Here is a 21,505-nt window from a genome sequence, read left to right on the forward strand (position 1 = left end):
TTTTGGGCCGGTAGAGCATCAAGATGGTCCAGACATTCCTGCCCCTAGCGAGTGCGCCGGCCGAAGGAATCATGTTTCTATAGTGGTACCGAAATCGGAGGCTGTTCGATGTGGTACTGTCGAGAGAACCCTCTGCATGTCACGAGAGAGCAGTTGGCCATTATCAGAAACGTATCTACCAGTTGATCGGTATTAGTAACGGAATCGAATATGTGTTTCTGAATGTGAAACAGCGCATAAACATCTTATCTCCTAACGATAATTGAGAAATATGGAGAACCAACCAAAATCAAAAGAACCACAAGGATGGTTCATCGGGTTGCCCTATGATTTCCGGAAGCCGACGGCAACTCGCGTGAAAGAACGGTTTTGGAACCCAGATGATAGCCGAGTCTTTACCCCAATGGTATTCGGTTGGGGCTATGCAATCAATCTGTACGAGCTGGGGAGGCGAACTAATCTGATTCGGTAAGAAGTAGAGTGAACTCAGCACTCGGTTATCTACACGGTGTCGAGTCGAATACCACGGGGCTTGACCTCGAGGCGGTTCACAGGTCGCTCTGGCGGCGTACATGTAATGACGACGTGAAAACATGACCCCCAAGTTACACCGTCATTCAACAAGCAAAATGCCGGAGAAGTAGCGCTACTCTTCAGTTACAAAGGAGACGACGACTAGAAGATTCGCGCATTAGCAGCGGCGCTGGGAGTAAGACGATTGAACAACTCAACATCACCTGATCACGATGCTTGGTCGACCCGGGCACCAGCAACAGTGTTTGCTACCCAGCCACCAATCCGACCGGAAATCAGGCCAAGTACTGGTGAGAGACACAGAAGCATCCCGACGGCGATAAGGAAGAATACGATTGTATTGAGCGACCACGCGACAGCCGTGGCTTCTGTTATAATAAACCCAGATATTGCAACCCCCCCGCCTAGAAACCCAGCGCGGAGCCCAGCAGCACTCGGTTCTACCGAGCGCTTAGCTGCGATGGCGCCAGCAATCATTGGTCCAGCTATCATCACCCCAGCACCGGCAGTCGCTTCAGAGTTCGGCAGCCAATTTATTATAATAGATGCAGGTAGTGCAGCTATTGTTCCGAGAATCGCAACGGACCAGAGTTGAGGAATTTGACGGCCTTGGATCTTTGAGAGCATACGATGTATTGCACATCTGTATATATAGTCCAATTCTTCTGTTGCTGAGTCTGAAACAGAACACAACGATACGGGTGTTAGTGACCAATCTTTGAAGTTGTAAAAGCACGCCTTACATGGAATCAACCGGAAAGCCTCGCGCTCCAGCGCGGGGAGAATGTCAAGTCCCCATACGGGAGCACAGTCTGACAGCTTGGGATATCATTCGGGACCACCAAATCGATGCTCCACTACCTCCAGGCTAGCCAGCGAAAGTTGATGGGCGCGTCATAAGATGAACACGCCAGCAGTAGCAGATAGCGTCCACAATTTGCTGTGCCGTGTCAAATTGATGTGCAGCCGCTTGCGCCCACACCGAGAAGTCTGTATAGTTGGATATCTTCGCAGAGCGGGCTCTGGATACTGAGCACATCCCACCAAGCGTGTTCCGTAACATCGTAATCACATGGCAGTGCGACACAAGTCGCGCGACAACCAGACTGAGGAACCGACCGACAATCCATCAACCGAAGAGCTACTCAACCTCTTCGGCGACGAGTACACCCGACGAGTGTTCGAGGCGGTTTCCGAGCAACCCCGCGGTGGACGCGCCGTCGCACAGGCCGCTGATGTCTCTCGACCGACGGCTTATCGGCGTCTCAATGAGCTTCAAAACGCCGGATTGGTTACCAGCGAGTGTTACGCTGCACCTGACGGCCACCACCGAGAGCAATTCAGTGCCTCCGCGCGACACCTCTCCGTGTCGCTCGATGGGGGTGACATTGAGGCGACAATCAGTCTGAGTTGCTGAGTCAAAGAAGGATCTGCGCTGAGAACACGAACACACGCTTGTAATCAATTGGGTGTATCAGGTCTGAAACCTCGGTCAGCGGGGCGGTGGCACGAGTAGTTTAACAGCGGTGACGTTCGTCGCTACACTCGCTACTGTGGGAAATGGTATTCGTTCAACTCTCAACGCCAAACATGTTGAATAACCTCTTGAATCAATTTTGAATGCTCTGTGAGGTGGGTGATACTTGTCATATGGTATCTGTTCGAGAGTAGCCTCGCCTCTTTAGCTCCGATAGTTCCATATCAGAATAACCGCCAGTATTATTACCTAATGTAAAACGTGTTTTACTACCGAGGGAGAATTACGCTATGACAGCAACCAGCACAAATTCAAAACTCACTCGCCGGCGGTATCGGGGACTCGTATACGGAATTGCCGGGCTAGCAATCCTCGGACTACTCGCTGGATTCGTACTCAATCGACATTTTGTCGGTGCACTAATCTACCTACTTGGTGTATGGATTGCTGGCGGAATCACTGTTCTTGCACCGATGTGGAGCGAGACGACACTGCAAGATGAGAGAGACTGGGAGTTACACAATCGTGCCAGCGGAATCCTAGTTGGAATCACGATGGTGCTCGGCCTGAGTATCCTCCCAGCGATTTATGTTCTTGATGCTGGTAACTATATCGAAATCACAGGAATTGCTTCAGGTGTAATTCTCACGCTCTCAGCGCTCTTCCTGTTGTATGGTGTGTGTTTCGGGATTGCGAAACAGCGTATCTAATCAATGCAGAACGATCTCACTGAACGACGGGAAGATGAAGGTCTCAGCCAAGGCGAGCTCGCTGAAGCCCTCGGTGTTACCCGCCAGACGATTAATGCAATCGAGCGAAACCGATATAATCCGTCACTGGAACTCGCATTCAAGTTAGCGGATCACTTCGACTGTCGTATCGAAGAGATATTCGACCCAGATCAGGACGAGTAGCGCACAAATACAGTTCTGACTATGAGTGTTATCAGGACGCTTCAACTGGGGAGGAAAATTGCCCGCGCGGAGTGGACGCGCCACCGCCGTGAACGCGGGACTCCACTGACAGGCAACCTGGTCCTGTTCGTTCTACTCGTCGGTGTCGCTATCGGTGTCGGCTGGCTTGCGTACTCAGTCGGACGAACCGTTGCCTCCGGTCAGACACTTCCCTACACTCGGCTGAGCCTCTTTGTGAGTGTTGCGTTCGTCTGGATGACATGGCGGAGTTCCCAGTACACACGTATTCGGTTCGAACGGTTTGATCCCGATTTGCTGTTGACAACCGTCCCAGCTCGGATAGCGGCAATTGGACTCTTGGGCTTTGTCTACGCCCGGCTAAGTAGGACACTCATCGTTCCAATGCTCGGCCTAATCAGTGGGGCAGTGGTCGGATTCGGAACACCGAGTATTGCAATTTCAATCGCTATCTCCGTCACCGCGATGGCTGCCCTCGCCGTTGTTCTTGGGATGACGGGCAGACTCGTTGGGCGACTCATCGCCCTCCGATTAGTACGAGTTCGCTACTATCGGGACTTGCTCATCGTGTTTGGCTGGATTCCGCTGATGATCGGCGCGATGATTCTGCAGGAACTCTCGATTTCACTCGCCCCGATGATTTCTATCTTTGGAGCCTTGCCGATCGCATGGTTCATCGATCTGGCGTTCGTTGGTACCGGCGAAGCAACGGTATCAACTCGAAACGCCTTCGGTGTCCTCGGCCTACTCGTGATCGTCGTCCCGCTCCTCGTCGGTAGAACCACGATTCTGGCACGTCAAATCTGGGAGAGTGTGCCCGCTCGTTCAACGGGCACTCGTGGCTCCCATTCCCTCCTCAAGACGGGAATATTAGAACGGATTGTTGGATCACGAATACCACGAGCGGTGTACACCGTTGCCCGGGAGCGATGGCTCATGGAGCGGCGCATTCCACGCGGGGTCCTGTCTACGGGGTATGTACTCGCCGTGATGGGCCTCGTCGGATTCCCAGCAGTACTTTTTCTTGGTGAGACGCTCACGCTGTTAGTGTTATTTGCGGTCACGGTTGGCCTGGTCGCCGGTATCGCGTTCGGATCTGATCCCATCGGTACAGAGTACCGAACGCTACCGATGGTCCTCACCTCAGTCAGCGGCCGTCAGTTCATCACTGGTGGACTCCTTGCTGCAGCAGTGGTCGGCATTCCACTCGTTGCCGTTATCGTTGTCCCGCTTGGTATCATCGGTCCCATTGGGCTCGCACAGACCGTCTTGACCGCATTCCTCGGATGGGTTGTGTGTGTCTGTACAGCAGCTGTGGCTCTCGCAGTTGGATTAGATGTGGAACACGAGGAATTCACACCGCTCCCGTTTTTCTTCACCGACGTCCCGATCTACGCCGAACAAGGGGTGAACGCGTTCCTTCGATATGGACAAATTCTTGGAATCGTCCTGCTGGCATGCCTACCGGCCTTTGTTGGAACGTCCTCGTACATTTCCGAGCCCATAGCAACTGTTGGGATACCAGGTTCCCTTGTTCAGACCGGATCGTTGCTTCTCACAATACTGACCGTCACTGCCGTCACCAGAATTGCCAGCCGAATCGCTGCCCAGCGATTTCAAACATATCCGATTCACTAACGAGACGATGACACGGAACCAATCCAATCCAGCCGCTGTGAACGACCACGGAACAGATGACCAGCTAGCGATCAGTACCGACGATCTGGGAAAAGAATACGGCGGGACGATAGCAGTTGATGGACTCAACCTTACCGTTGACCGCGGAACAATATACGGGTTCCTCGGCCCGAATGGAGCTGGAAAATCGACCACGATCCGGATGCTGACAGCGTTACTCCCTCCGAGCAGTGGTACCGGACGCGTTGCCGGTGCGCCAATCACGGACCGAGAAGCACTCATCGACCATATCGGGTACCTCCCTGAGTCACCGCCAATCCATGACGAATTCACCGCCCGTGAACAACTCGAATACCACGGCGGTCTGCGCGGTATGAAGCTGACCGAGATCGAATCACGAATCGAGACGCTACTTGACCGATTCGAGTTGGCCGAGGATGCCGATAATCGTATCGTCACGTACTCGAAGGGGATGCGTCAGAAGACCGGGCTCATCCAAGCAATCATGCACCAACCAGATGTGGTCTTCCTGGACGAGCCGACGAGTGATCTTGATCCCCGTGCCGCACGCACCGTTCGAGAGACGATTACTGACCTCGCCGCCAACGACACGACCGTATTCCTCTCAACACACATTCTCCCGGTCGTCGAAGAACTCGCAACCGAGGTCGGGATTCTCTACGACGGCCAATTAGTCACAGAAGGGGCACCAACTGAACTCAAGGAACGCCTCGAAGCCGGTAAGGAAAGCAGCCTCGAAGACGTGTTTCTCGAAGTTACCACTGACGAGCAGTACGCTGCAGAGGACTCAGAAGACGAATGAAGAATCGTTACGACAAGTCCGACAAGCAGAACACTTCCAACTGATACCAGAAGGCCGGAGAACGGGACTTGGAAGACCCGAACAGCGAGCACCCCCAGCGCGAAAAAACAATACCAGCAAACAGTACCCGCATCAGCGACGTGCCGTTCGCGGTCATATCACTTCGTTTATGCGACTATCGTATAAGCCCCCGTCCTCTCACGACACTACGAACACTCAGTCTTCCGTTTCATCCAGAAGTTCCTGGACACGTTCGAAACCTTGGGTTGTCAGTGTCGGAAAGACGATTGCAACCACGGTTCCGACGACAATTCCGGCTGTGATGCCTTCTGTACTGTCTCTAAGGACTGCAGTTCCGAACGCAGCTCCAAATACAGCTCCGACAAGCATCGCAAAGAGCAGCCGTTCTGATGTAGAGACGCTTTCCTCGTCAGCCATTGGATTATGAGGGGTTTTGTGACTGGTTGGTTATGAACGTTGCAAGATCGACGACGACTTGCTTGGCAACAGGGTTCGGTTCAGACCACTCTGACGGTCTCCCCATCCCCTCGCCGGGCTGGAAGCGGTGATTGAGGGTCTCGTACCGTTTGATCTGGACTTCGGGATCTCCCGCCAGTTCGTCCTCCCAGATGGCCAGATCGTCTTCGACCGTCACGAGATAATCGCGCTCCCCCTGGAGGATGAATCGGTGGATATCGATTGAGGCGGCTGTCTCGACGTGATCGTATTCCTGGAGCGTGCGGAAGAACGGTTTCCCACGTTCACCGCCACCAAGATTGATCAGTTCATCGTCGCCGATATCGAGGGTTCGGATCCGCTCAGCTACCGCTTTGACCTGTGCCAGTTGGGCTTGGCGCTGTTCGTCCGTGAGGTTTGGATTTTGTTCTACCCGATGCTCGGTCTGCCGAACAATCGCATCGGAGATCGGTTCCGCGAGTGGCGCAAGCATAATGACGCCAGACAGTTCGTCGTCCTGTGCCGCGATTCGTGGGGCGAGCCGCCCGCCCAGACTGTGGCCAGCGACAAACGTCTCCTCGATTCGATTGTACTCACGGAGACGTTCGAGGGCTGTTACTGCGTCATCGGTGATCAAGTCGTCTACGGTCGCTTCTGTCCGATCGATCTCACACGCGACTGGTCGCTGGTCGTACCGTAACACTGCAACACCGCGAGTCGCCAGCCCCCACGCGATTTCTTTGAACGTCCTGTTTGGGCCGACCTGTTGATCTCTGTCTTGATCGCCACTGCCGTGAACGAGGACGACGCCCGGGACAGGCTCATTGGTATCGGGAATCGTTACCGTCGCTCCCAACTCACAATCACCAGACGCAGCCAGCGTGAGTTCCTGTTGTATAAACGCCGATTCATCGGCGTACGCAGGCGGTGACCACGCATCGACGTTGAAAAAGAATCCCTCAATGACCTGTTCGTCGAACTGCACCGAAAATCCGACCCGTCCGTCGGCGAACGCTGCCTGAGCGCCGACGACATCTAATCCTCGTTCCTCGCCCTGGTAATCGATGGACGTGAACTGATTGAACTCCCCCAATGGAATAATATTGGCTTCCCATTGTTGGACAAGGTTGTCCTGCGGGACGCTTTGTGCGAACTCTGGGGAGGTGTATTCGTACGCTTCGTCGAAGGACTCTGCTATGAGCGCCTCCAGAAAGTCCTGTGTGATTGCTTCCAGTTCAGACTCCGTATCGTTCTGTTGGGGGGTGGTCTCGGTATCCGGTGGCTCGGTTTGGGTTTCGGTATCGTTGGTTGTGCCGGTAGTACCCGGGTCGTCGTCACTATTACCACTACAGCCAGCGAGGACGGCACCTCCTGCTGCCCCGAGAGCCGCGAGATACTGTCGCCGCTTCATGCTTCTACTACGGTATTTTGAACGGGGTCGGGCGGAGTTTCGATCGTGCATCGTAACAGACCTCGTTAGTGTAAAGCACCCTTTTCGTAAAGTTTGCTTTACAGTAAAGAGTTCTTTACACCGATAATAAAACCACCGGTGTCAACGGTTATTCACCTTTGCTGGAAGTCAATGACCGCGCGCTCGCTGAGAGTTTCATCAGACAGACTCCACTATATTTGATAGTCCTCAATGCGGTGAATCGCAACCCGATACGCGGTAGCGATACCGATAACACCACCAACGAGTACAATCCCGCTGAGGATTGCCAGCGTTTCGACACCGATGTCAAGTCCGAAAGGCAGCCACCGTGAGAGGAGTATCGCACCAACCGCGCGCGCAGTCTCATCAGCGACGAACGCACCAGCGATGACAATCAGACTCAACGTCACGGAAAAGAGACTGTATGCGCGTTTGCTTGGCGGGACCGCTCGTCGGGACCCATCGAAACTAACCTCGTCAAAGCGTGGGAACATAGAGCCGATGCCAGCCGCCACCACCGTACTGCCAGTGACTGCAACGACACTCGCAACTCCAAGCGCGCCCAACACAGGCGGAGAACTGCCAGCGAGATAGCCTGCAGCGAGTGCCACCACTGCTGTCAGGGGGACACCGACAAGTGCTGCCGCAGTGACGTTCCCGTGAACGACATGCCGGCCGCGTGCCGGAGCTGTCAGCAGTGTCGGAAGTGCCGAACCCTGATTCCCCAACGGATTCAACGGCAACACAGCCCCGGCAGCCCACGCACCATACCACACGACGAACCACGGCACGTACCAGGGGACCGAGCCTGTGGTCACAGCCCCTTCGATGAAAACAATCGCGGCCACCAGCGGCGGCGCAACGAACACAAACTGGAACGGCGACCGGACCGCTCGACGAAGCGTCGTACTAGCGATGCCCTGCGTCGCGGGCGCTCGGCACACAACGGCAAGTACCGCATCAACACGTGAATCTGGCGCGGACGGCAGTTCCCGTCCTTCATCAGCACTCGTCCGAGCGGTATCAGCCAGCCACGCGTATCGAGCTGCTGGAACCGCAAGTACCGCCCCGACGATAACGAGGACTGGCATGAGTCCGAGCAGGACAAGCGGGCCGGTCAGGGCAACGCCAGCGTTCGGTGTCGTCACGAGTGCGAGGTGTCCGAACCACGCGACCGGCGGGGATTGTAAGACTGGCTCCAGTCGCTCGACGACAGTCAACAACTCGCCGGTGACAGAAAGTGTGATGTAGGCAAGACCGAGTGCGACGCCGAGAACGGTCGTGAGTTGGCCAAGGTTCTCAGAGCGACGAACGAATCCTTTGAGTACGAACCCGATCGGGTAGCCGACCACTGCGGCCGTGGCTGGAATCCCGATCGCTGCGGCGGTGATACCAAGCAGCGGGAGGGGCGAGTTGGTCCCGGCTGCCAGTCCTGCGCCAGCAGCAAGCCCGAGTCCGATCGTGTACACCGAGAACTTGGCGGCGGCTGCGAGCAACAGCCCCCCGACGACATCGGTTGCCGGGCGAACCGTGAGATACTGTCCGTCATTATCAAGGTCGCCGTTGCTCCCGAATCCATCACCAACGAGTAGGATCGTCAGGAACGCCCAGAGGACACTCGTCGCGGTCACCAGCCACGCTGGAAGTGCCTCGCCAGCAGCGAGCGCCGACCCGACAGACTGGGCAGCGTCGAACGTTTGTACGAGAAAGAAGACACTCATAACCCCAATGAGGGCGGTGAAGACAAGCCAGAAGTCCTGATGTCTTACCCACCGGTAGCCACGAAGTAACTCGATTCGAGCGATTTCCCAGCTCTGACTTGGCGACGGAAAAGCACTCGTGGACGAGGTGTGTTGACGCGATCTGAGACTGTCGGGTCTACCTGATGTCGACGACGGTTCTGAAAGGCTCGTAGATTCTTCGGACATATGGCTACCCCTCCGAGCTGATGGCACTGCTGTCGGTCAGTTGTGAGTGTTCCGAATCTGTGGTAGTCCGTTCTGCAGTGACCTCTAAGAAAGCGGTTTCGAGATCAGGGGACTCGTCTGCCTGAGATTTCAGCTCCGAGGGCGGGGCTTCTGCGACGAGCGTCCCGTCATTAATAACGCCAATGGTGTCCGCGAGTTCATCAACGATTGGGAGAATGTGTGTCGACAGGAAAACCGTCATCTCACGGGTGACAAGGTCAGCAATCGTGTCCCGAACGGTACGTGCGGCACGAGGATCAAGGCCACTCGTCGGTTCGTCTAAGAATACTACGTCCGGATCGTGGAACAACGCTGCGATGATACCGACTTTCTTTGTCATCCCAGTAGAGTAGGATTCAATGCGTTTGTCGGCGTCAGCGAGCAGACCGAAGCGATCAAGCAGCGTTTCGATCCGGGTGTCGGCCTTGTCTTCAGGGATACCATGGAGACGTGCGACGTGGCGAAGTTGTTCCCAAGCGGTCAACTCGTCGAAAACCGGTGGCTCTGCTGGGAGGTACCCGATTCGCTGCGTGAGACGGGCGCGATCTGTGATTGGGACGCTAGCGATTTGCGCAGTACCGGCTGTCGGTTCGGTAAGTGCGACAAGCATTCGCATCGTCGTCGTTTTTCCGGCCCCGTTCGGTCCGAGGAACCCGTAGACGGTTCCCTGTGGGACCGAGAGGGAAAGATCGCTAACAGCGTGTTCGGTACCGTACTGTTTCGTTAGTCCGTCCGCAATAATCGCGTAGTCGGTCATGATTCGATCACTCTCAGCATTGATGTGTTATGATTGCTGATGGAGGACAACGGGCTGATGTGGGAACACGATTCGACGTGCTGGGGCATTCGTGGTCGGTCAGGCATCGCAGTGTAAACACTCCTTTACAGTAAAACATGTTTTACACCAATTATTAAAACCACCGATGAACTCACCGACTCTCAGAAACTGGGTTCGATAGGCATCAGCATCGGCTCCGCCAGCAGATCCTGCCGGGAGGACCCGTAGCCGCGGACCCACTTACCACTGCTAGCAGCCCATGTGGTTGAGCGCGTGTCGAGAGCGTCCTCTTCAGCCAGAGACATCATCTGTGTTCGACCAGTCGCCATCTGGCGTCAGCAGAATCTCTGTCAAACAGCCGCCGATTTTAGCCAGCCCATTCAGAATGTGGAACGAAATAAACGCAAGACCAACACCGAGGAGTCCTCCCGCCAGTGCATCGGTGAATGAGTCAACAGAATGCACCCCGACCGTATACACCATGTTGGGTGTGTCATAGAACAGCGGCAGCGTTACCAACGCTCCAACGATAGCGCTGGCTGTCACGACAGTCGTGAACGCGACGACTCCATAGGCGAACTTCAGAAGCACGAAAACCAGGCTCATCCACGTGGTTCGAGAGGCAACGAGACGGCCTGCAGCCGTAGTGAGCCCGTCGATTGAACTCAGATCATCGTCAGAAGACGGCGAAGCTACCTCTGGAGGATCGACATCAATTTGCAACAGCAACGAGGCTAGGCGAGCCTCGAATTGACCAATGTATCCAACTACAAGAAGCGTCAGTAGTAGCAATGGCAGTCCAACAAGGGTGAGTGCCAGCCCAGCGCCGACAGAGAGTCCGACCGTAATGGCGATAAAGTAGGTCATCCCCAGAGGAAATGCTAACAGCAGGAAGGCGATGTTACGATACGTCTGGTACCGGAACGGAACGCCGAAGAACCACCTGAGTCCGGAACGGTTATCGGTCAAGTGAGACTTTCTCTGTATCACATAATCAGCATATGACCCACGACCAGTATAAGTGAGCACGGTGTTGCTCGGTTACAAATCCGACGATAAATACAAGTGATTGCTCCGGTCGCTGCACTCAGGTTCAGGTGCTCAGTTGGGGCCTTGCCAGCGGGCAACCTCACCGGTGGCACCGTCGACAGTCGCGTACACGACAACCTCATCGCCTTCTGGCTCTACGGCCGTCTCGAGCATTGTCCCAGCACCGACCGGCTTGTCATTGGTCAGCGAACCGACGCGGTCGGTGAACAGGCCCGGTGCCTCCTGTGGTTGCGCGACAAGCGTCTCGGCGTCCGTGTCTGCAACGACTTCGACCGTGAGTGACCCGAAATCGCTACCATCAGGGGATTCGTAGCTGAACGACAGCGCGTCTGCCGGAACCGCCCGGTTGGCCGCTGTCTCGGATAATTCGTCCGTGGGGACGGACAGAGTCATGAGCTCACCGGCCGCACCCTCGGCATTGACCGCAAAGACAGTCACCGAGTCCCCGTCCGGATCGACTTGGACCGCAACACTGTCACCAGCGCTGATAGACCGCTCCTGTGGCTGCATCTCGGTGTATCCGCCCGAATTAGCCTCTATCCGAATTCCTGCCGCGTCGGTATCTTCGGTAACCCGTACCCAGAGTTCGCCGAACTGCTGACCACGTGGCGGCTCGTACTGGAACGTCAGCGCTTCTGGCGATACCAACTCCGCAGCCGCTGCCTGCGAGAGTTCTTGCCCCGCCGGGTCCGCAGCCAGTTGTTCGATATCGTAAGTCCCGCTAGCGGTGATGCGGTCGTCGTTCACCTCAACTGATCGCGAGCCATTGACGGCTGCTGTCCCGAACGAAGCTTCGATCGTCTCTTGTCTGTCCTCACCGAGGTCGGCCGCGGCAAAGGCGAACTGCGACTCGAACGTCTCCCCGCTCGCGTCGAAATCCACTGTTGAAACCATATCTTCACCGGAGCGTGGCCTGAACTGCGGGTCAGAGTTGGGCTGGAAGTCTCCGAACAGCTGCTTAGCTGTTGCTGACCCGAATTGACCGACCACGAGATCACCGGTCCCGGCCTGTTCGAGCAAGTCTATAGCGGTTTCATCAGCCTCGAAGATACGGGACCGATTCCCGTCGCCGGCAGCGATCGTCCGGTCGAGTCGGCTGGCGTCCGGCCCGACGATGACTGTCTCGTCTGCGACTGCTACCGCAGGTGGATCGCTCACTGAATCGGGAATTTCAGCGGGTTCGTACCGGTCGTACCCACGGTCCGTGCTGGTTCGTTCGTAGGCAATACCGAACGTTTCGTCTGTGGGCTCGACCAGTCGTTCATTTAGTTGGTCGGTTGCGAACGATCCCTCGGCGATTATACTCTCGTTAGTGATGGTTAGCTCCCGTACTGTTGAGTCGGACGTGGCCGTAGGGCTCACAGCATCTGTAAGCCCAGCAAATGAAAGCGACAATTGGCCGACTCCGACAGCTGCGCCGCCTATTATGAGCGGATACAGAGCCAGCGGATCATCGACGGATAGTTCGGATGAGTCACCGGAGCCAGCGACGGTGTCCTCGGGAAAACTGTTCAGATTAGCGTAGGCAAAAAACAGCCCACTCTGGTCTGTCGTCAACCACTGGCCGTAGGGCAGGTCGCTCGCTGGATCGAACGTGTCTGTTGAGGAGTCGTCGGCCGGAGTGTCGTCGGTCGGAGTCTCTTCGGTCGAAGAGTCGTCAGCCGGGGTATCGTTTTCTGCTTGAACATCGTCGCCGCTGCAACCGGCAAGTGCCGCTGTCAGGGTGCCTACCCCAAGCAGGAATCGGCGTCGATTCTGACTCGTCTGTGTCGCACTGTCATCGTCGTCGGTAAAGCGTGGGAACATACTGGTGAACGCCTCTATAATGTATACGAGTGCTACTCTCTCATTAGCCACCGAGCAGCGTTTCTGTTTGAGAGACAGTACGTATCTCTATTTTTTACTGACGCTATACCATTCTCCGTCCCAAGTCAGGAGATACTCAACAACTGCCTTGATTCCGGCCAAGCTATATACAGGAAGGATAACAGGCAATAGAAGATAGCCGACACCGAGTGAATCCAAACGACCAGCAACGACATCATGAAGACGAATTGCTGCCGCGGTCATAGCTAACGTACCAATCGGGAGCCACAGCCAGCCCGGTATCTCCTGAATGAACAATGCTGCTGCTTTGGGCACCAATGATAACATGAAGAGATTTCCCAACACGGATGCGGCACAGATTGCTGGGGCAACTATGCTTCGGTAGCCAGTCGGCGACCGGCATTCCCCGAGAAGTCGGTGGAGTACCTGCGCGTAGCCAGTCATCCAGCGTTTGCGCTGTCCCCACCAGTCGGTTAGACTGTGTGCGGCCTCGATAACGGAGGCGTGGGCGAACTGTTCAGTCACGTCAAGCCCGGCGTTGTAACACGCGAACGCGAAGTCGTAGTCTTCGGTCAGCATCTCGCGGTCGTATCCGTCGACCGTTGTGAACGCGTCACGACGCATCACGACTGTCCGGCTCGCAGCCATCGTAAAATCAGTCAGAAGTGTCGTGAGCCGTCTACTCAGGTCTCCTAGAACAACCGATTCGTAGTAAGCAACGGTCTCGATGAGTCCGTCAGGGTCGGGAATTGTCCGGCCCTGCACAATGTCAGACCCGCCGTTGAGACGGGCCACTGCGCTGGCGATAAACGCCTCGTGTACTTGCTCGTCAGCATCGAACACTGCGATGTAGTTACTATCAGTTGCAGCGACAGCGTGGTTAATGGCACCTGCCTTGCTGCCGGGAGTCTCTGTGTTGATGAGCATGCGGGCACGCTCATGGTCATCCGCGAGACTGCGGGCTTGAGCGATTGAGTCGTCATCATTTGGTTCCGTGACAATCACGACCTGAAGATCACAATACCGGCTAGCGAGGAGCGACTTGACACTCCGATCTAGAACTGCACCGTCGTCATAGACAGGGATGATGGCCGTAACTGTCGGGCCGCGTGTGGGAAGCGAAGGAATTCTGCTATTCCGCAGTTTCGCCAGCAGTGCCGTGCCTGAGAGCCCGAAGATCGTCGTGAGTGTTACGCAAGCGACAGCTGCCTGGGGGAGTGCGATACTCGCTCCACCCAACGCGGTCGGCAGTGCAAGGATAATTTCGATTGTCCCTTGCAGATACCCTGTGATCATGATAACACCGACCGCAAGCCCGAACACAACTCTGTCAATACTGGCGTGTCCGATGGTGAGAAGCTCGTGCAACGACCCGGTCGACGCTACCGTAGCGGCTCGAATGGATGCAAGTCGGGTAGCAATAACCTGCTGAAGGGATCTAGCTATGTCGGATGGACTGGACGACATATATCTCAGTATTGGTTAGCCTCGGCACGTGGGGTGAGGCGAAGTATGTCGATTCGGTACCGGTTCCAAGGGGAAGCCGGTGCAAATCGCCCGGACTCATCTTCATCGGGAACAACAGCGTGTGTTCCAGAGACGTGTATCCAAGTTGGCTCGTCCATTGTGCCCAGACGTACCGTGCATGTCCCCATCGGTGTCATCGCTTACAGTCCAGATACCAGCGAAGATCAGTATCCAACAGTTCAGACGACAAGAGACAGCTGTGGATGCTCCAGCCTAGAACAGCGTCATGGGACCACTGGAGTTACAATACTACACGCACAGACTCGAACGTGGCCGCTTCAGGAATCGACGACGCAGAGGTTCGAGCTCTTGTCGTCGACGACGAGAAGGAAGTCGCGGATGCTTACGCCCTGCGGCTGAAAGGTGTCTGCGAGACCTCGACAGTGTACAGTGGAGCAGCGGCACTTGATCACGTTGAGACGGAGTCTGTCGACGTGATTCTGCTCGACCGACACATGCCAGCAATGTCAGGTGATGAGGTGCTCAAGCAACTAGATGAGCGTGGATTTGATGGGAGAGTAATCATGGTAACAGCGGTTGATCCGGAGTTCGAGGTCCTTGATATGCCGTTTGATGATTATCTGTGTAAACCGGTAGACCGAACCGATTTGCACGCAGTTATCGACCAACAACGGCAGGTCCTCGCATACGAGATGTTAGGGAAGTATTTCACCGCAGAGTCGAAGCGGGCTGTGCTTGAGGCTGAGCTGGCGCCCGACAAGCGAGCCAAGCGGCCGGAATTCGAGGCTATCGAGCAGCGGACGTCCAAGCTCGAACGGCGGGCTAGACGCCTGCTTGGTGACGAGACAGCCGTACTCGAAGCGTTCAGCGACATCGATCGTGAGGACAGGTAAGCGCCACCTCTTGATATCTTTCTCCTGCGTGAACCGCCTCGGGGTCAAGCCCCATGGCATTCGCCTCAACACCGTGTAAACGCCGAGAAATCCCGGTCGATGGGAGCTTCAGATTTGCAATCAAAAAACGGAGCCAAGTCCCAGAAACACAACTCCGTTCAGTTGTCCGGGTTCCCGTTACCCTGATTCATGCTATTGACACCGACAGTCGGATCGGCTCTTGAGTCCACGTCAAAATACACGTCAAGCAGCTTCCGCTGGCCCGCACGAAGGTGATGGAGGAGAGTTGAGCCGGTGATACCGAGTGCGGCCCCAACCTCCTCGGCGGTGCTGTCGCGTGGAGATTGGAAGTAGCCGGCCAGATAGGCAGTCCGGAGTACATCCGTTTGTCGGTCGGTCAATCGATCGCTGAGTTCGGTGCGGAGTTGTTGACCGGTGACCGGTGCTCGCTCTTGTCTAATGGTCGAGACGGTGTCAATATCGAACCGTCGACCCAGCGTTTCGGCGAGCCGTCGCACATCATATTCTGGTCCTTGTGGAAGCTCGGCCGTGACTCGTCCTTGATCCGGTGTAAAACGAGCATCAGCGATGCTCGCGCCGAAGGAGACGACAGTATGAAGCGGTGTTTCTGCTGCAAGCTCAACCTCAAGACGGCCAGCGGTCCCGTCATCAGTTAATGTACGAACAGCACCAACGGCGGACTCAGAGCGAAGTGTCGATGCGGTCTTATTCGGAGATTCGCCGTCAACATGGAGATAGCAGGTGAGATGATTATCGTGTGGCGGAACGGTCCCATCAACAGTTAGAACTGCGCCGGTGGTCGTAGCGGCCGACACGAGCGGAGCGTCGGGTTCAGTCACCTCGAACGTGTACGCCGTTACCTCATTTGCCGAGAGAAGGTCGCGATTCCGGATAGCGTCGACCGCAAAGCCGCCGACCGCGCCAAGCGTCTCGAAGCTCTCCCGTGCCCGTTCCGAGAACGCGTCACGCTGGGTCGCGTAAACCCCGACCACACCGTACACTGTCTCACCGTGGACCAGCGGAACGGCGATTAGCGACTGGATTCCATCAGCGAACGCGGCACGACGGACCTCCGGCGGAACGCGCTCATCGTTCGCGACCGATTCAATGACTTCTGTCTGGCCGGTGTCCATCGCCTGGCGTTCTGGACTCGACTCAAGATTATCGCGAACACTGGCGAAGGTCTCGCCAGCCTCCCCTCCAGTTGCACGTATCTCCATTGTATCAGTCGCCGGGTCACGCTCCCCGAACCACGCAAATGCGTATCGGTTAACATCCCCGAGACGGGTACAGATCCTTTCCGCAAGCTCCTCCCGGGTCGAGGCGTCGATAAGTTGCGAGAGCACAGTCGAGAGTAGCTCTGAGATGGCTGCAACACGATCAAGACGACCAGTCAGGCGTTCGACTTGCCGCTCGCCGGCCACCCTGTCAGAGATATCTTTGACATAGACAGCCGCCCCAACCGGAACTGGTTCGACAGTTACCGAGAGCCACCGGTCGAGATCCGGATAATATTCGTCAAACTCGATAGACTGCGTCGGGTCCCCGTCTGCGAACACTTCTGTGATGGGTCGGTCAACAGCGTCAGGAAACACGGCTTCAACAGGCTCTCCATCGGGCGAGTCGATATCGAGTGTGTCCCTCGCAGCGGCGTTGCACTCCCGAACGATGCCATCAGCCACGGTGAGGACGCCAAATGGACAAGCATTGAGAACGGTAGCAGTCGACGAGTTATCACCGCCAATCATGGTTGTTCCTCCTCAGAGTCCTGAAAGTAAACTTCCACGCGTGCGCCACCTGCCTTGCTCTCAGTGATTGAGACCGCCCAGCCATGGGCTGTTGCAATGCGTTCGACAATCGCCAACCCGAGGCCCGTCCCATTGTCGGTCCGACTGTACCCGGCTTCGAAGACAGCCGCACGCTCGGTCACTGGGATTCCGGGACCGTCGTCGGCAAGGTAGAACCCGCGGGTCTGTTCTAACCGCCCCGCCCTAACCGTGGGTTCGGCGGCAGGCTCCCCAGTCGTGCCATGTTCTATGCTGTTTCTGAGGAGGTTCTCGAATAGCCGTTCGAGGCGACGCTGGTCGGCGTCGGCCACTGGAAGGTCGTCCACGATGGTAAGCGAGGCGTCAGCCGTCGCAACCGATTCCCAAGCATCTGAGAGGACGGCAGTCAGATCCACGTCCTTGTCCCGGTCAAGGGCACGCTCACCCCGCGCCAGCGTCAGTACGTCGTTGATGATCTGTTCCATTCGGTCGTGTGATGCCAGCACCGTCTCGAGGTGGTCGTCCTCGGGATGTGCATCTACGCTCGCACGGAGGTGAGCCTTCGCCACGTCAAGCGGGTTTCGGAGATCATGACTGACCACCTGTGCGAGCGCCTCGGGTGTCACCGGTGTGGCATCAGCTCCTGCGACTGGTATTTTAATAAACACCAAATGACCGGCAGACTCTCTCTGCGCCCCGGTCTGCTGCAGTAGTCTTGGCCTCGATTCTCCATCGAACGTCACGGTGTCTGGAAGCGGAGCTTCACCAGTGAGTGCGGCGACAATCTCTGAGCCGGCGGCGTCGGCTAGCCACCGGTCAAGGAGAAGGGCCAACGGTTGGCCACTGGGTCCGGTCACGGACCGGTCTGGTCTGGCGTCGCGGAACGACTCGTTGACAGTTGTGACGACGGTCTCTCCACTCTCCTCGGTCACGTATCCGAGAGCGGGGTCGGTATGGTCGGCAGGGACAATGGCAACCTCGCTGGTGTTCTCTGAGGAGTCTTTTGTCATCGTGTACTCTCCCGTCTAGTCGTTAGCATTGTGTCGGCGCTTCTGAAGGAAAGCGCGACAAATGGCAGCGGTGTGGAGGTCATGGTTGACCCACAATTGACTACGCCACCTCTTAGAATATTGGTCCAATGATACAGGGTTCCATCGGGCGACTCTAGTCTGCATACTGAGACATGGGTGAGGATCGAGACTCTGTGTGGGTAGACATATTATCGAAGTGGGTTCCGCCCATCGGTTTGCTTGCGGTGGCTCCCCCACCGCGTGCCCGCCTCTGTCACACCCCATCAATCCCTCCTTTTCGGCCCTCCAAGCCACTGTGGCGGGCACACTGATCCCCTGCATCGATACCGCAACACCCTAGGAATACACTCTCTCCGAACTGATGTCCGTATGTCGATGTTTCCGCACTTGCAGCCGGGTGTTATGTGCAGGTGATGTCGCGGGCTTCCCACTGATGCAACAGTGTCGGTGGTCTGCCATGCGCTGATCAGAGCGAGACAGGCTGCTTGGAGATGTCGCAGGCCACCGTTTGACTGACTCCTTCAGCGACTCCCGGGAAGATCCACAATGACGGCGGTGCCACCGAGCGCGCTCGACTCAAAGGTGAGGTCGCCGCCAAGCGTTTTTATTGCCCAGTTTGCATCGTAAAGTCCGAGGCTGCTCGCATGTGCCAGTTCATGTTCGGTGCCAGAAGTGTTGACATCTTCCTCCGCCTGAAAGCGGAGAATCCTCGAGCGTTGGGATATTAAGATTTGCAGTTTCCCTGTTCTCTCGGTGTGAACCGTCCGCTCTCACGGTTGAACAGGAGGACTCCGGGCTGTGCCAACCAGCCGTTACTCATATCTCTGGTTGGGGAACTCTGAGTCATCTTTCTGCGAATGTTCACCGCACCGTTCACCCCAAACGGCGTCGCTAAATCGGCATACACGTTGGCCACTGCCCCCCGACGACGAATTGCGGTGATTCCGATAAGGAAACTACAGAGTCCCGCAGCAGCGGGAACCGCAATGTGGAGGCCGACCTCAACCCCAGTTCCAAGCACTGAGGGACTCGTTGGCACGAGCGATTAAATTGATTTAGCTGATGCAGCGAGGTCGACACATAGTTCACCATCGTCCAAAGAGACGTGGAGTTCCTCAATCCGCGCCACAAACCGACGACGGTGGTGGCCGTCAGGATGGTAACTCATCGACGACTCAACTAGGCCGGCAGTCTCAAGCCGATTGAGTCGGCTATACACTGTTGACCTTGCTACCCCCATCCGGTCGGCAAGTACCTTCGCAGGAAGCGGATCTTCGGCGACGTGACGCAGTACCTGCCGGGCGAGGTCATCACCAAGAATCGCCAGCAGTTCCTCGGGTGATAGCTCGTCGGCTTGATTGCCATCAGTCGTCTGCCGGTCCATCTGACGGGGTGCGACTCGTTCGGCCATCGTTCCTGCTGATGACCATGCACCATAGTGGATTGTATAGCGTGGCTATCAGTTCCGACAAATCGGTATAATCGTAGTCTAGGCATGCAGACTGGGCGTCACTCATAATACGTGGCACAAGCAGGGGCATCATTCCGGCCGCCGGTCGATGGGGAGTCTCCGACATTGGTTGTCTCCAGCCAATCCGACGATTGCTTAGACGATATCCGAATTGCGGAAGCGAAGATACCCAAGTGCAGGAGCGATAATCAACCAGCCAATCAAGAGGATTACCGGAAGCCAAACGGAACCGAAGGGATCAGTGGTGAGGAGACGTCCGCTGGCAAGCGCGTCGAACGCGGAAACGGCTGCGCGGTTCGGAGAGAGCAACCCGACAAATGTTAGCCAGCCTGGCTGGGCACCACTCTCAATAAAACCGAGCTCAACTGCCCCGAGCCGAATCCCCGTGATGATGAGATTCCACAGAGCTATAAAGATCATGTACGCACCGACCGCGAGAGCGGTCGCGCGCCCATCGCTTCGACTCGCGGCCGAGATGCCAACTCCAAGTCCGACAAACGCACAGCCCATCAGCCCGAGTGCACCAATAAATGGTGCCACCAACGCGGCTCCACTCCCCAGCGTCACCACCGCGACCAGCGCCGTCGCAAGCCCCCCTAACAGAGTTGCGGCAAGCATCAACGCCGTTCGCCCAGCCAGTTTTCCAAGGAGTATGTCGCGCCGCCCCGGTGGAAGACTCAACAGAACTCGCAGTGACCCAGATTCGCGCTCAGTTGTAATTGCTCCTTTCGCTAAGAGGAGTGCGACAATGGGGAGGGTTGTGACACTGAGCTGCATCGCCAGCCGGAACACTTGGCTAGCCGCTTCATCGGTACTAACGGTCACGAGCGCAGTGACACCAGCTGTTGAGAGAACGACCAATATCGTAACTGCCCACAGCACTTTCGACCGGCCGGCGTCGGCTATATCTTTCCGGGCGATACCAGCGACACTCATGGTTTCACCGTCATCTTAGCAGTAGCATCACTCTCTTTATCAGTGGTCTCGCCGGTGTAGCTGGCGAACATCTCTTCTAAAGAAGACTCCTCGATGCGAACATCGGTAACAGTCGTCGTCTCTCGAACGCGGTCGATGAATTCGAGTTTGGCTGTTGGTTCGGCGCACGTCGCAGTGACGACCCCATCTCGAACCTCAACATCACGGACGTTCGCCAGGTCAGCCAGCTCCGTCTCCGGTGGATGCGACACATCCAGTGAGACCTGAGCCCCCTTATTGAGTTGCCGTCGCAGCTGTTCAATGGTATCGACCGCGACTAGCTCCCCTTCAGCAAGGATTCCGACTCGGTCGGCGACAGCCTCCACCTGTTCGAGGATGTGACTAGAGAAGAACACTGACGCGCCTCTGTCATTCTCTGCTAGTATCAGCTCTCGTAGCTCGCGAGCCCCGTTTGGGTCGAGACCGGCCGTCGGCTCATCAAGAATGAGCAGATCGGGGCTGCCAACGAGCGCAACGGCGAGTGCGAGTCGTTGAGCCATTCCAGTCGAATACTCGCCAGCGGGACGGCTTGCCTCATCAGGTGAGATCCCGACTCGGTTGAGTAACGTGGCGGGGTCATCCATCGCATCTTTGAATTCAATCGCAAGCTCAACGTGACGCCGACCACTCAACCGGTCGTACAGCCCGTAATTCTCAGGAACAACACCGATACGACGGTGGAGTTCCTTACGCTCGGCCGCCACATCATACCCCAACATCGACGCGCTGCCAGCGGTCGGGGAGATCAAGTCCAACAGTACGTTGATTACCGTCGATTTCCCAGCGCCGTTGGGCCCAAGAAACCCGAACACTTCGCTCGATTCGACGGTGAGGTCAAGTCCCTCAACAGCGGTCACGTTGCCGAACCGCTTGGTCAAACCTGTAATTTCGATAGCTGGATCAGTCATCGATCTATCCTCTGGTGAGACATCTGTGATTGTAATTC

At 56.2% G+C, this 21,505-nt stretch carries 20 protein-coding genes and 1 pseudogene; 7 read left to right on the forward strand and 14 right to left on the reverse strand.

The window, feature by feature from the left end:
• The first annotated feature begins 271 nt into the window (after positions 1–271).
• Positions 272–472, forward strand: a complete 201-nt coding sequence (locus DM818_RS15315; RefSeq protein ID WP_268891836.1) for a DUF5808 domain-containing protein — start codon at positions 272–274, stop codon at positions 470–472.
• Positions 473–741: 269 nt separating this feature from the next.
• Here the strand turns inward: DM818_RS15315 and DM818_RS15045 are convergent, their stop codons facing one another.
• Positions 742–1,161: a DUF5518 domain-containing protein gene (locus DM818_RS15045; RefSeq protein WP_172977347.1), complete on the reverse strand. Its 420-nt coding sequence runs from the start codon at positions 1,159–1,161 to the stop codon at positions 742–744.
• Between the two features lie 445 nt (positions 1,162–1,606).
• Here DM818_RS15045 and DM818_RS13660 point away from each other — a divergent pair, with 445 nt between their 5' ends.
• From DM818_RS13660 to DM818_RS13680, 5 genes are all read left to right on the forward strand, one after another.
• Positions 1,607–1,951 carry a winged helix-turn-helix domain-containing protein gene (locus tag DM818_RS13660; protein WP_075935902.1) on the forward strand — a complete coding sequence of 115 codons (345 nt, stop codon included), beginning with the start codon at positions 1,607–1,609 and terminating at the stop codon, positions 1,949–1,951.
• Positions 1,952–2,301: 350 nt separating this feature from the next.
• Positions 2,302–2,721 carry a DUF2178 domain-containing protein gene (locus DM818_RS13665; RefSeq protein ID WP_153952782.1) on the forward strand — a complete coding sequence of 140 codons (420 nt, stop codon included), beginning with the start codon at positions 2,302–2,304 and terminating at the stop codon, positions 2,719–2,721.
• Between the two features lie 3 nt (positions 2,722–2,724).
• Positions 2,725–2,925 carry a helix-turn-helix transcriptional regulator gene (locus DM818_RS13670; protein ID WP_075935900.1) on the forward strand — a complete coding sequence of 67 codons (201 nt, stop codon included), beginning with the start codon at positions 2,725–2,727 and terminating at the stop codon, positions 2,923–2,925.
• Positions 2,926–2,946: 21 nt separating this feature from the next.
• Positions 2,947–4,581, forward strand: a complete 1,635-nt coding sequence (locus tag DM818_RS13675) for a hypothetical protein (protein ID WP_075935899.1) — start codon at positions 2,947–2,949, stop codon at positions 4,579–4,581.
• A 7-nt stretch (positions 4,582–4,588) separates the two neighbouring features.
• Positions 4,589–5,404 (forward strand): ABC transporter ATP-binding protein, encoded by an 816-nt coding sequence (locus tag DM818_RS13680; RefSeq protein ID WP_153952783.1) that lies wholly within the window; start codon positions 4,589–4,591, stop codon positions 5,402–5,404.
• Between the two features lie 216 nt (positions 5,405–5,620).
• On the opposite strand, the gene DM818_RS13685 is transcribed toward DM818_RS13680, so the two are convergent.
• The 7 genes from DM818_RS13685 to DM818_RS13715 form a co-directional block, all read right to left on the reverse strand.
• Positions 5,621–5,842: a hypothetical protein gene (locus DM818_RS13685; protein ID WP_153952784.1), complete on the reverse strand. Its 222-nt coding sequence runs from the start codon at positions 5,840–5,842 to the stop codon at positions 5,621–5,623.
• 4 nt (positions 5,843–5,846) lie between these two features.
• Entirely contained in the window at positions 5,847–7,271 is a 1,425-nt protein-coding gene (locus DM818_RS13690) for an alpha/beta hydrolase (protein WP_075935897.1), read from the reverse strand.
• 212 nt (positions 7,272–7,483) lie between these two features.
• On the reverse strand, positions 7,484–9,013 hold the full coding sequence (locus tag DM818_RS13695; RefSeq protein WP_235907963.1) for a hypothetical protein: 1,530 nt from the start codon (positions 9,011–9,013) through the stop codon (positions 7,484–7,486).
• 211 nt (positions 9,014–9,224) lie between these two features.
• Positions 9,225–10,016: an ABC transporter ATP-binding protein gene (locus DM818_RS13700; protein WP_153952786.1), complete on the reverse strand. Its 792-nt coding sequence runs from the start codon at positions 10,014–10,016 to the stop codon at positions 9,225–9,227.
• A gap of 312 nt (positions 10,017–10,328) precedes the next feature.
• The gene (locus tag DM818_RS13705) at positions 10,329–11,006 is read right to left on the reverse strand and encodes a sensor domain-containing protein (protein WP_235907964.1); all 678 of its coding nucleotides are present in this window, start codon (positions 11,004–11,006) and stop codon (positions 10,329–10,331) included.
• Between the two features lie 132 nt (positions 11,007–11,138).
• A complete protein-coding gene (locus DM818_RS13710) occupies positions 11,139–12,944 on the reverse strand; it encodes a hypothetical protein (protein ID WP_153952787.1) in 1,806 nt (601 codons plus the stop codon).
• A 36-nt stretch (positions 12,945–12,980) separates the two neighbouring features.
• The gene (locus DM818_RS13715; RefSeq protein WP_172977348.1) at positions 12,981–14,282 is read right to left on the reverse strand and encodes a glycosyltransferase; all 1,302 of its coding nucleotides are present in this window, start codon (positions 14,280–14,282) and stop codon (positions 12,981–12,983) included.
• A gap of 428 nt (positions 14,283–14,710) precedes the next feature.
• Here DM818_RS13715 and DM818_RS13720 point away from each other — a divergent pair, with 428 nt between their 5' ends.
• Entirely contained in the window at positions 14,711–15,295 is a 585-nt protein-coding gene (locus tag DM818_RS13720) for a response regulator (protein WP_235907965.1), read from the forward strand.
• Positions 15,296–15,453: 158 nt separating this feature from the next.
• Here the strand turns inward: DM818_RS13720 and DM818_RS13725 are convergent, their stop codons facing one another.
• From DM818_RS13725 to DM818_RS13750, 6 genes and pseudogenes are all read right to left on the reverse strand, one after another.
• Complete coding sequence (locus tag DM818_RS13725) at positions 15,454–17,064, reverse strand: bacterio-opsin activator domain-containing protein (RefSeq protein ID WP_075935891.1); 1,611 nt, start codon at positions 17,062–17,064, stop codon at positions 15,454–15,456.
• Positions 17,061–18,092: a sensor histidine kinase gene (locus tag DM818_RS13730; protein ID WP_153952790.1), complete on the reverse strand. Its 1,032-nt coding sequence runs from the start codon at positions 18,090–18,092 to the stop codon at positions 17,061–17,063. The genes DM818_RS13725 and DM818_RS13730 overlap by 4 nt, the downstream gene beginning before the upstream one ends.
• A 745-nt stretch (positions 18,093–18,837) precedes the next feature.
• Positions 18,838–18,990, reverse strand: a pseudogene (locus tag DM818_RS13735) (RNA-guided endonuclease TnpB family protein); the annotation flags it as partial.
• 168 nt (positions 18,991–19,158) lie between these two features.
• Positions 19,159–19,497, reverse strand: a complete 339-nt coding sequence (locus tag DM818_RS13740; protein ID WP_172977349.1) for an ArsR/SmtB family transcription factor — start codon at positions 19,495–19,497, stop codon at positions 19,159–19,161.
• Between the two features lie 222 nt (positions 19,498–19,719).
• The gene (locus tag DM818_RS13745) at positions 19,720–20,520 is read right to left on the reverse strand and encodes an ABC transporter permease subunit (RefSeq protein WP_153952792.1); all 801 of its coding nucleotides are present in this window, start codon (positions 20,518–20,520) and stop codon (positions 19,720–19,722) included.
• A complete protein-coding gene (locus DM818_RS13750; RefSeq protein WP_153952793.1) occupies positions 20,517–21,467 on the reverse strand; it encodes an ABC transporter ATP-binding protein in 951 nt (316 codons plus the stop codon). The genes DM818_RS13745 and DM818_RS13750 overlap by 4 nt, the downstream gene beginning before the upstream one ends.
• Positions 21,468–21,505: the final 38 nt, after the last annotated feature.

It is taken from the genome of Halosegnis longus, from assembly GCF_009663395.1.
Lineage (GTDB): Archaea > Halobacteriota > Halobacteria > Halobacteriales > Haloarculaceae > Halosegnis > Halosegnis longus.

Excerpts from the sequence above, each read along its gene's own strand:
- DM818_RS15315 (WP_268891836.1), top strand. The coding sequence starts at position 272 with ATGGAGAACCAACCAAAATCAAAAGAACCACAAGGATGGTTCATCGGG.
- DM818_RS15045 (WP_172977347.1), bottom strand. The coding sequence starts at position 1,161 with ATGCTCTCAAAGATCCAAGGCCGTCAAATTCCTCAACTCTGGTCCGTT.
- DM818_RS13660 (WP_075935902.1), top strand. The coding sequence starts at position 1,607 with ATGGCAGTGCGACACAAGTCGCGCGACAACCAGACTGAGGAACCGACC.
- DM818_RS13665 (WP_153952782.1), top strand. The coding sequence starts at position 2,302 with ATGACAGCAACCAGCACAAATTCAAAACTCACTCGCCGGCGGTATCGG.
- DM818_RS13670 (WP_075935900.1), top strand. The coding sequence starts at position 2,725 with ATGCAGAACGATCTCACTGAACGACGGGAAGATGAAGGTCTCAGCCAA.
- DM818_RS13675 (WP_075935899.1), top strand. The coding sequence starts at position 2,947 with ATGAGTGTTATCAGGACGCTTCAACTGGGGAGGAAAATTGCCCGCGCG.
- DM818_RS13680 (WP_153952783.1), top strand. The coding sequence starts at position 4,589 with ATGACACGGAACCAATCCAATCCAGCCGCTGTGAACGACCACGGAACA.
- DM818_RS13685 (WP_153952784.1), bottom strand. The coding sequence starts at position 5,842 with ATGGCTGACGAGGAAAGCGTCTCTACATCAGAACGGCTGCTCTTTGCG.
- DM818_RS13690 (WP_075935897.1), bottom strand. The coding sequence starts at position 7,271 with ATGAAGCGGCGACAGTATCTCGCGGCTCTCGGGGCAGCAGGAGGTGCC.
- DM818_RS13695 (WP_235907963.1), bottom strand. The coding sequence starts at position 9,013 with ATGAGTGTCTTCTTTCTCGTACAAACGTTCGACGCTGCCCAGTCTGTC.
- DM818_RS13700 (WP_153952786.1), bottom strand. The coding sequence starts at position 10,016 with ATGACCGACTACGCGATTATTGCGGACGGACTAACGAAACAGTACGGT.
- DM818_RS13725 (WP_075935891.1), bottom strand. The coding sequence starts at position 17,064 with ATGATTGGCGGTGATAACTCGTCGACTGCTACCGTTCTCAATGCTTGT.
- DM818_RS13730 (WP_153952790.1), bottom strand. The coding sequence starts at position 18,092 with ATGACAAAAGACTCCTCAGAGAACACCAGCGAGGTTGCCATTGTCCCT.
- DM818_RS13740 (WP_172977349.1), bottom strand. The coding sequence starts at position 19,497 with ATGGACCGGCAGACGACTGATGGCAATCAAGCCGACGAGCTATCACCC.
- DM818_RS13745 (WP_153952792.1), bottom strand. The coding sequence starts at position 20,520 with ATGAGTGTCGCTGGTATCGCCCGGAAAGATATAGCCGACGCCGGCCGG.
- DM818_RS13750 (WP_153952793.1), bottom strand. The coding sequence starts at position 21,467 with ATGACTGATCCAGCTATCGAAATTACAGGTTTGACCAAGCGGTTCGGC.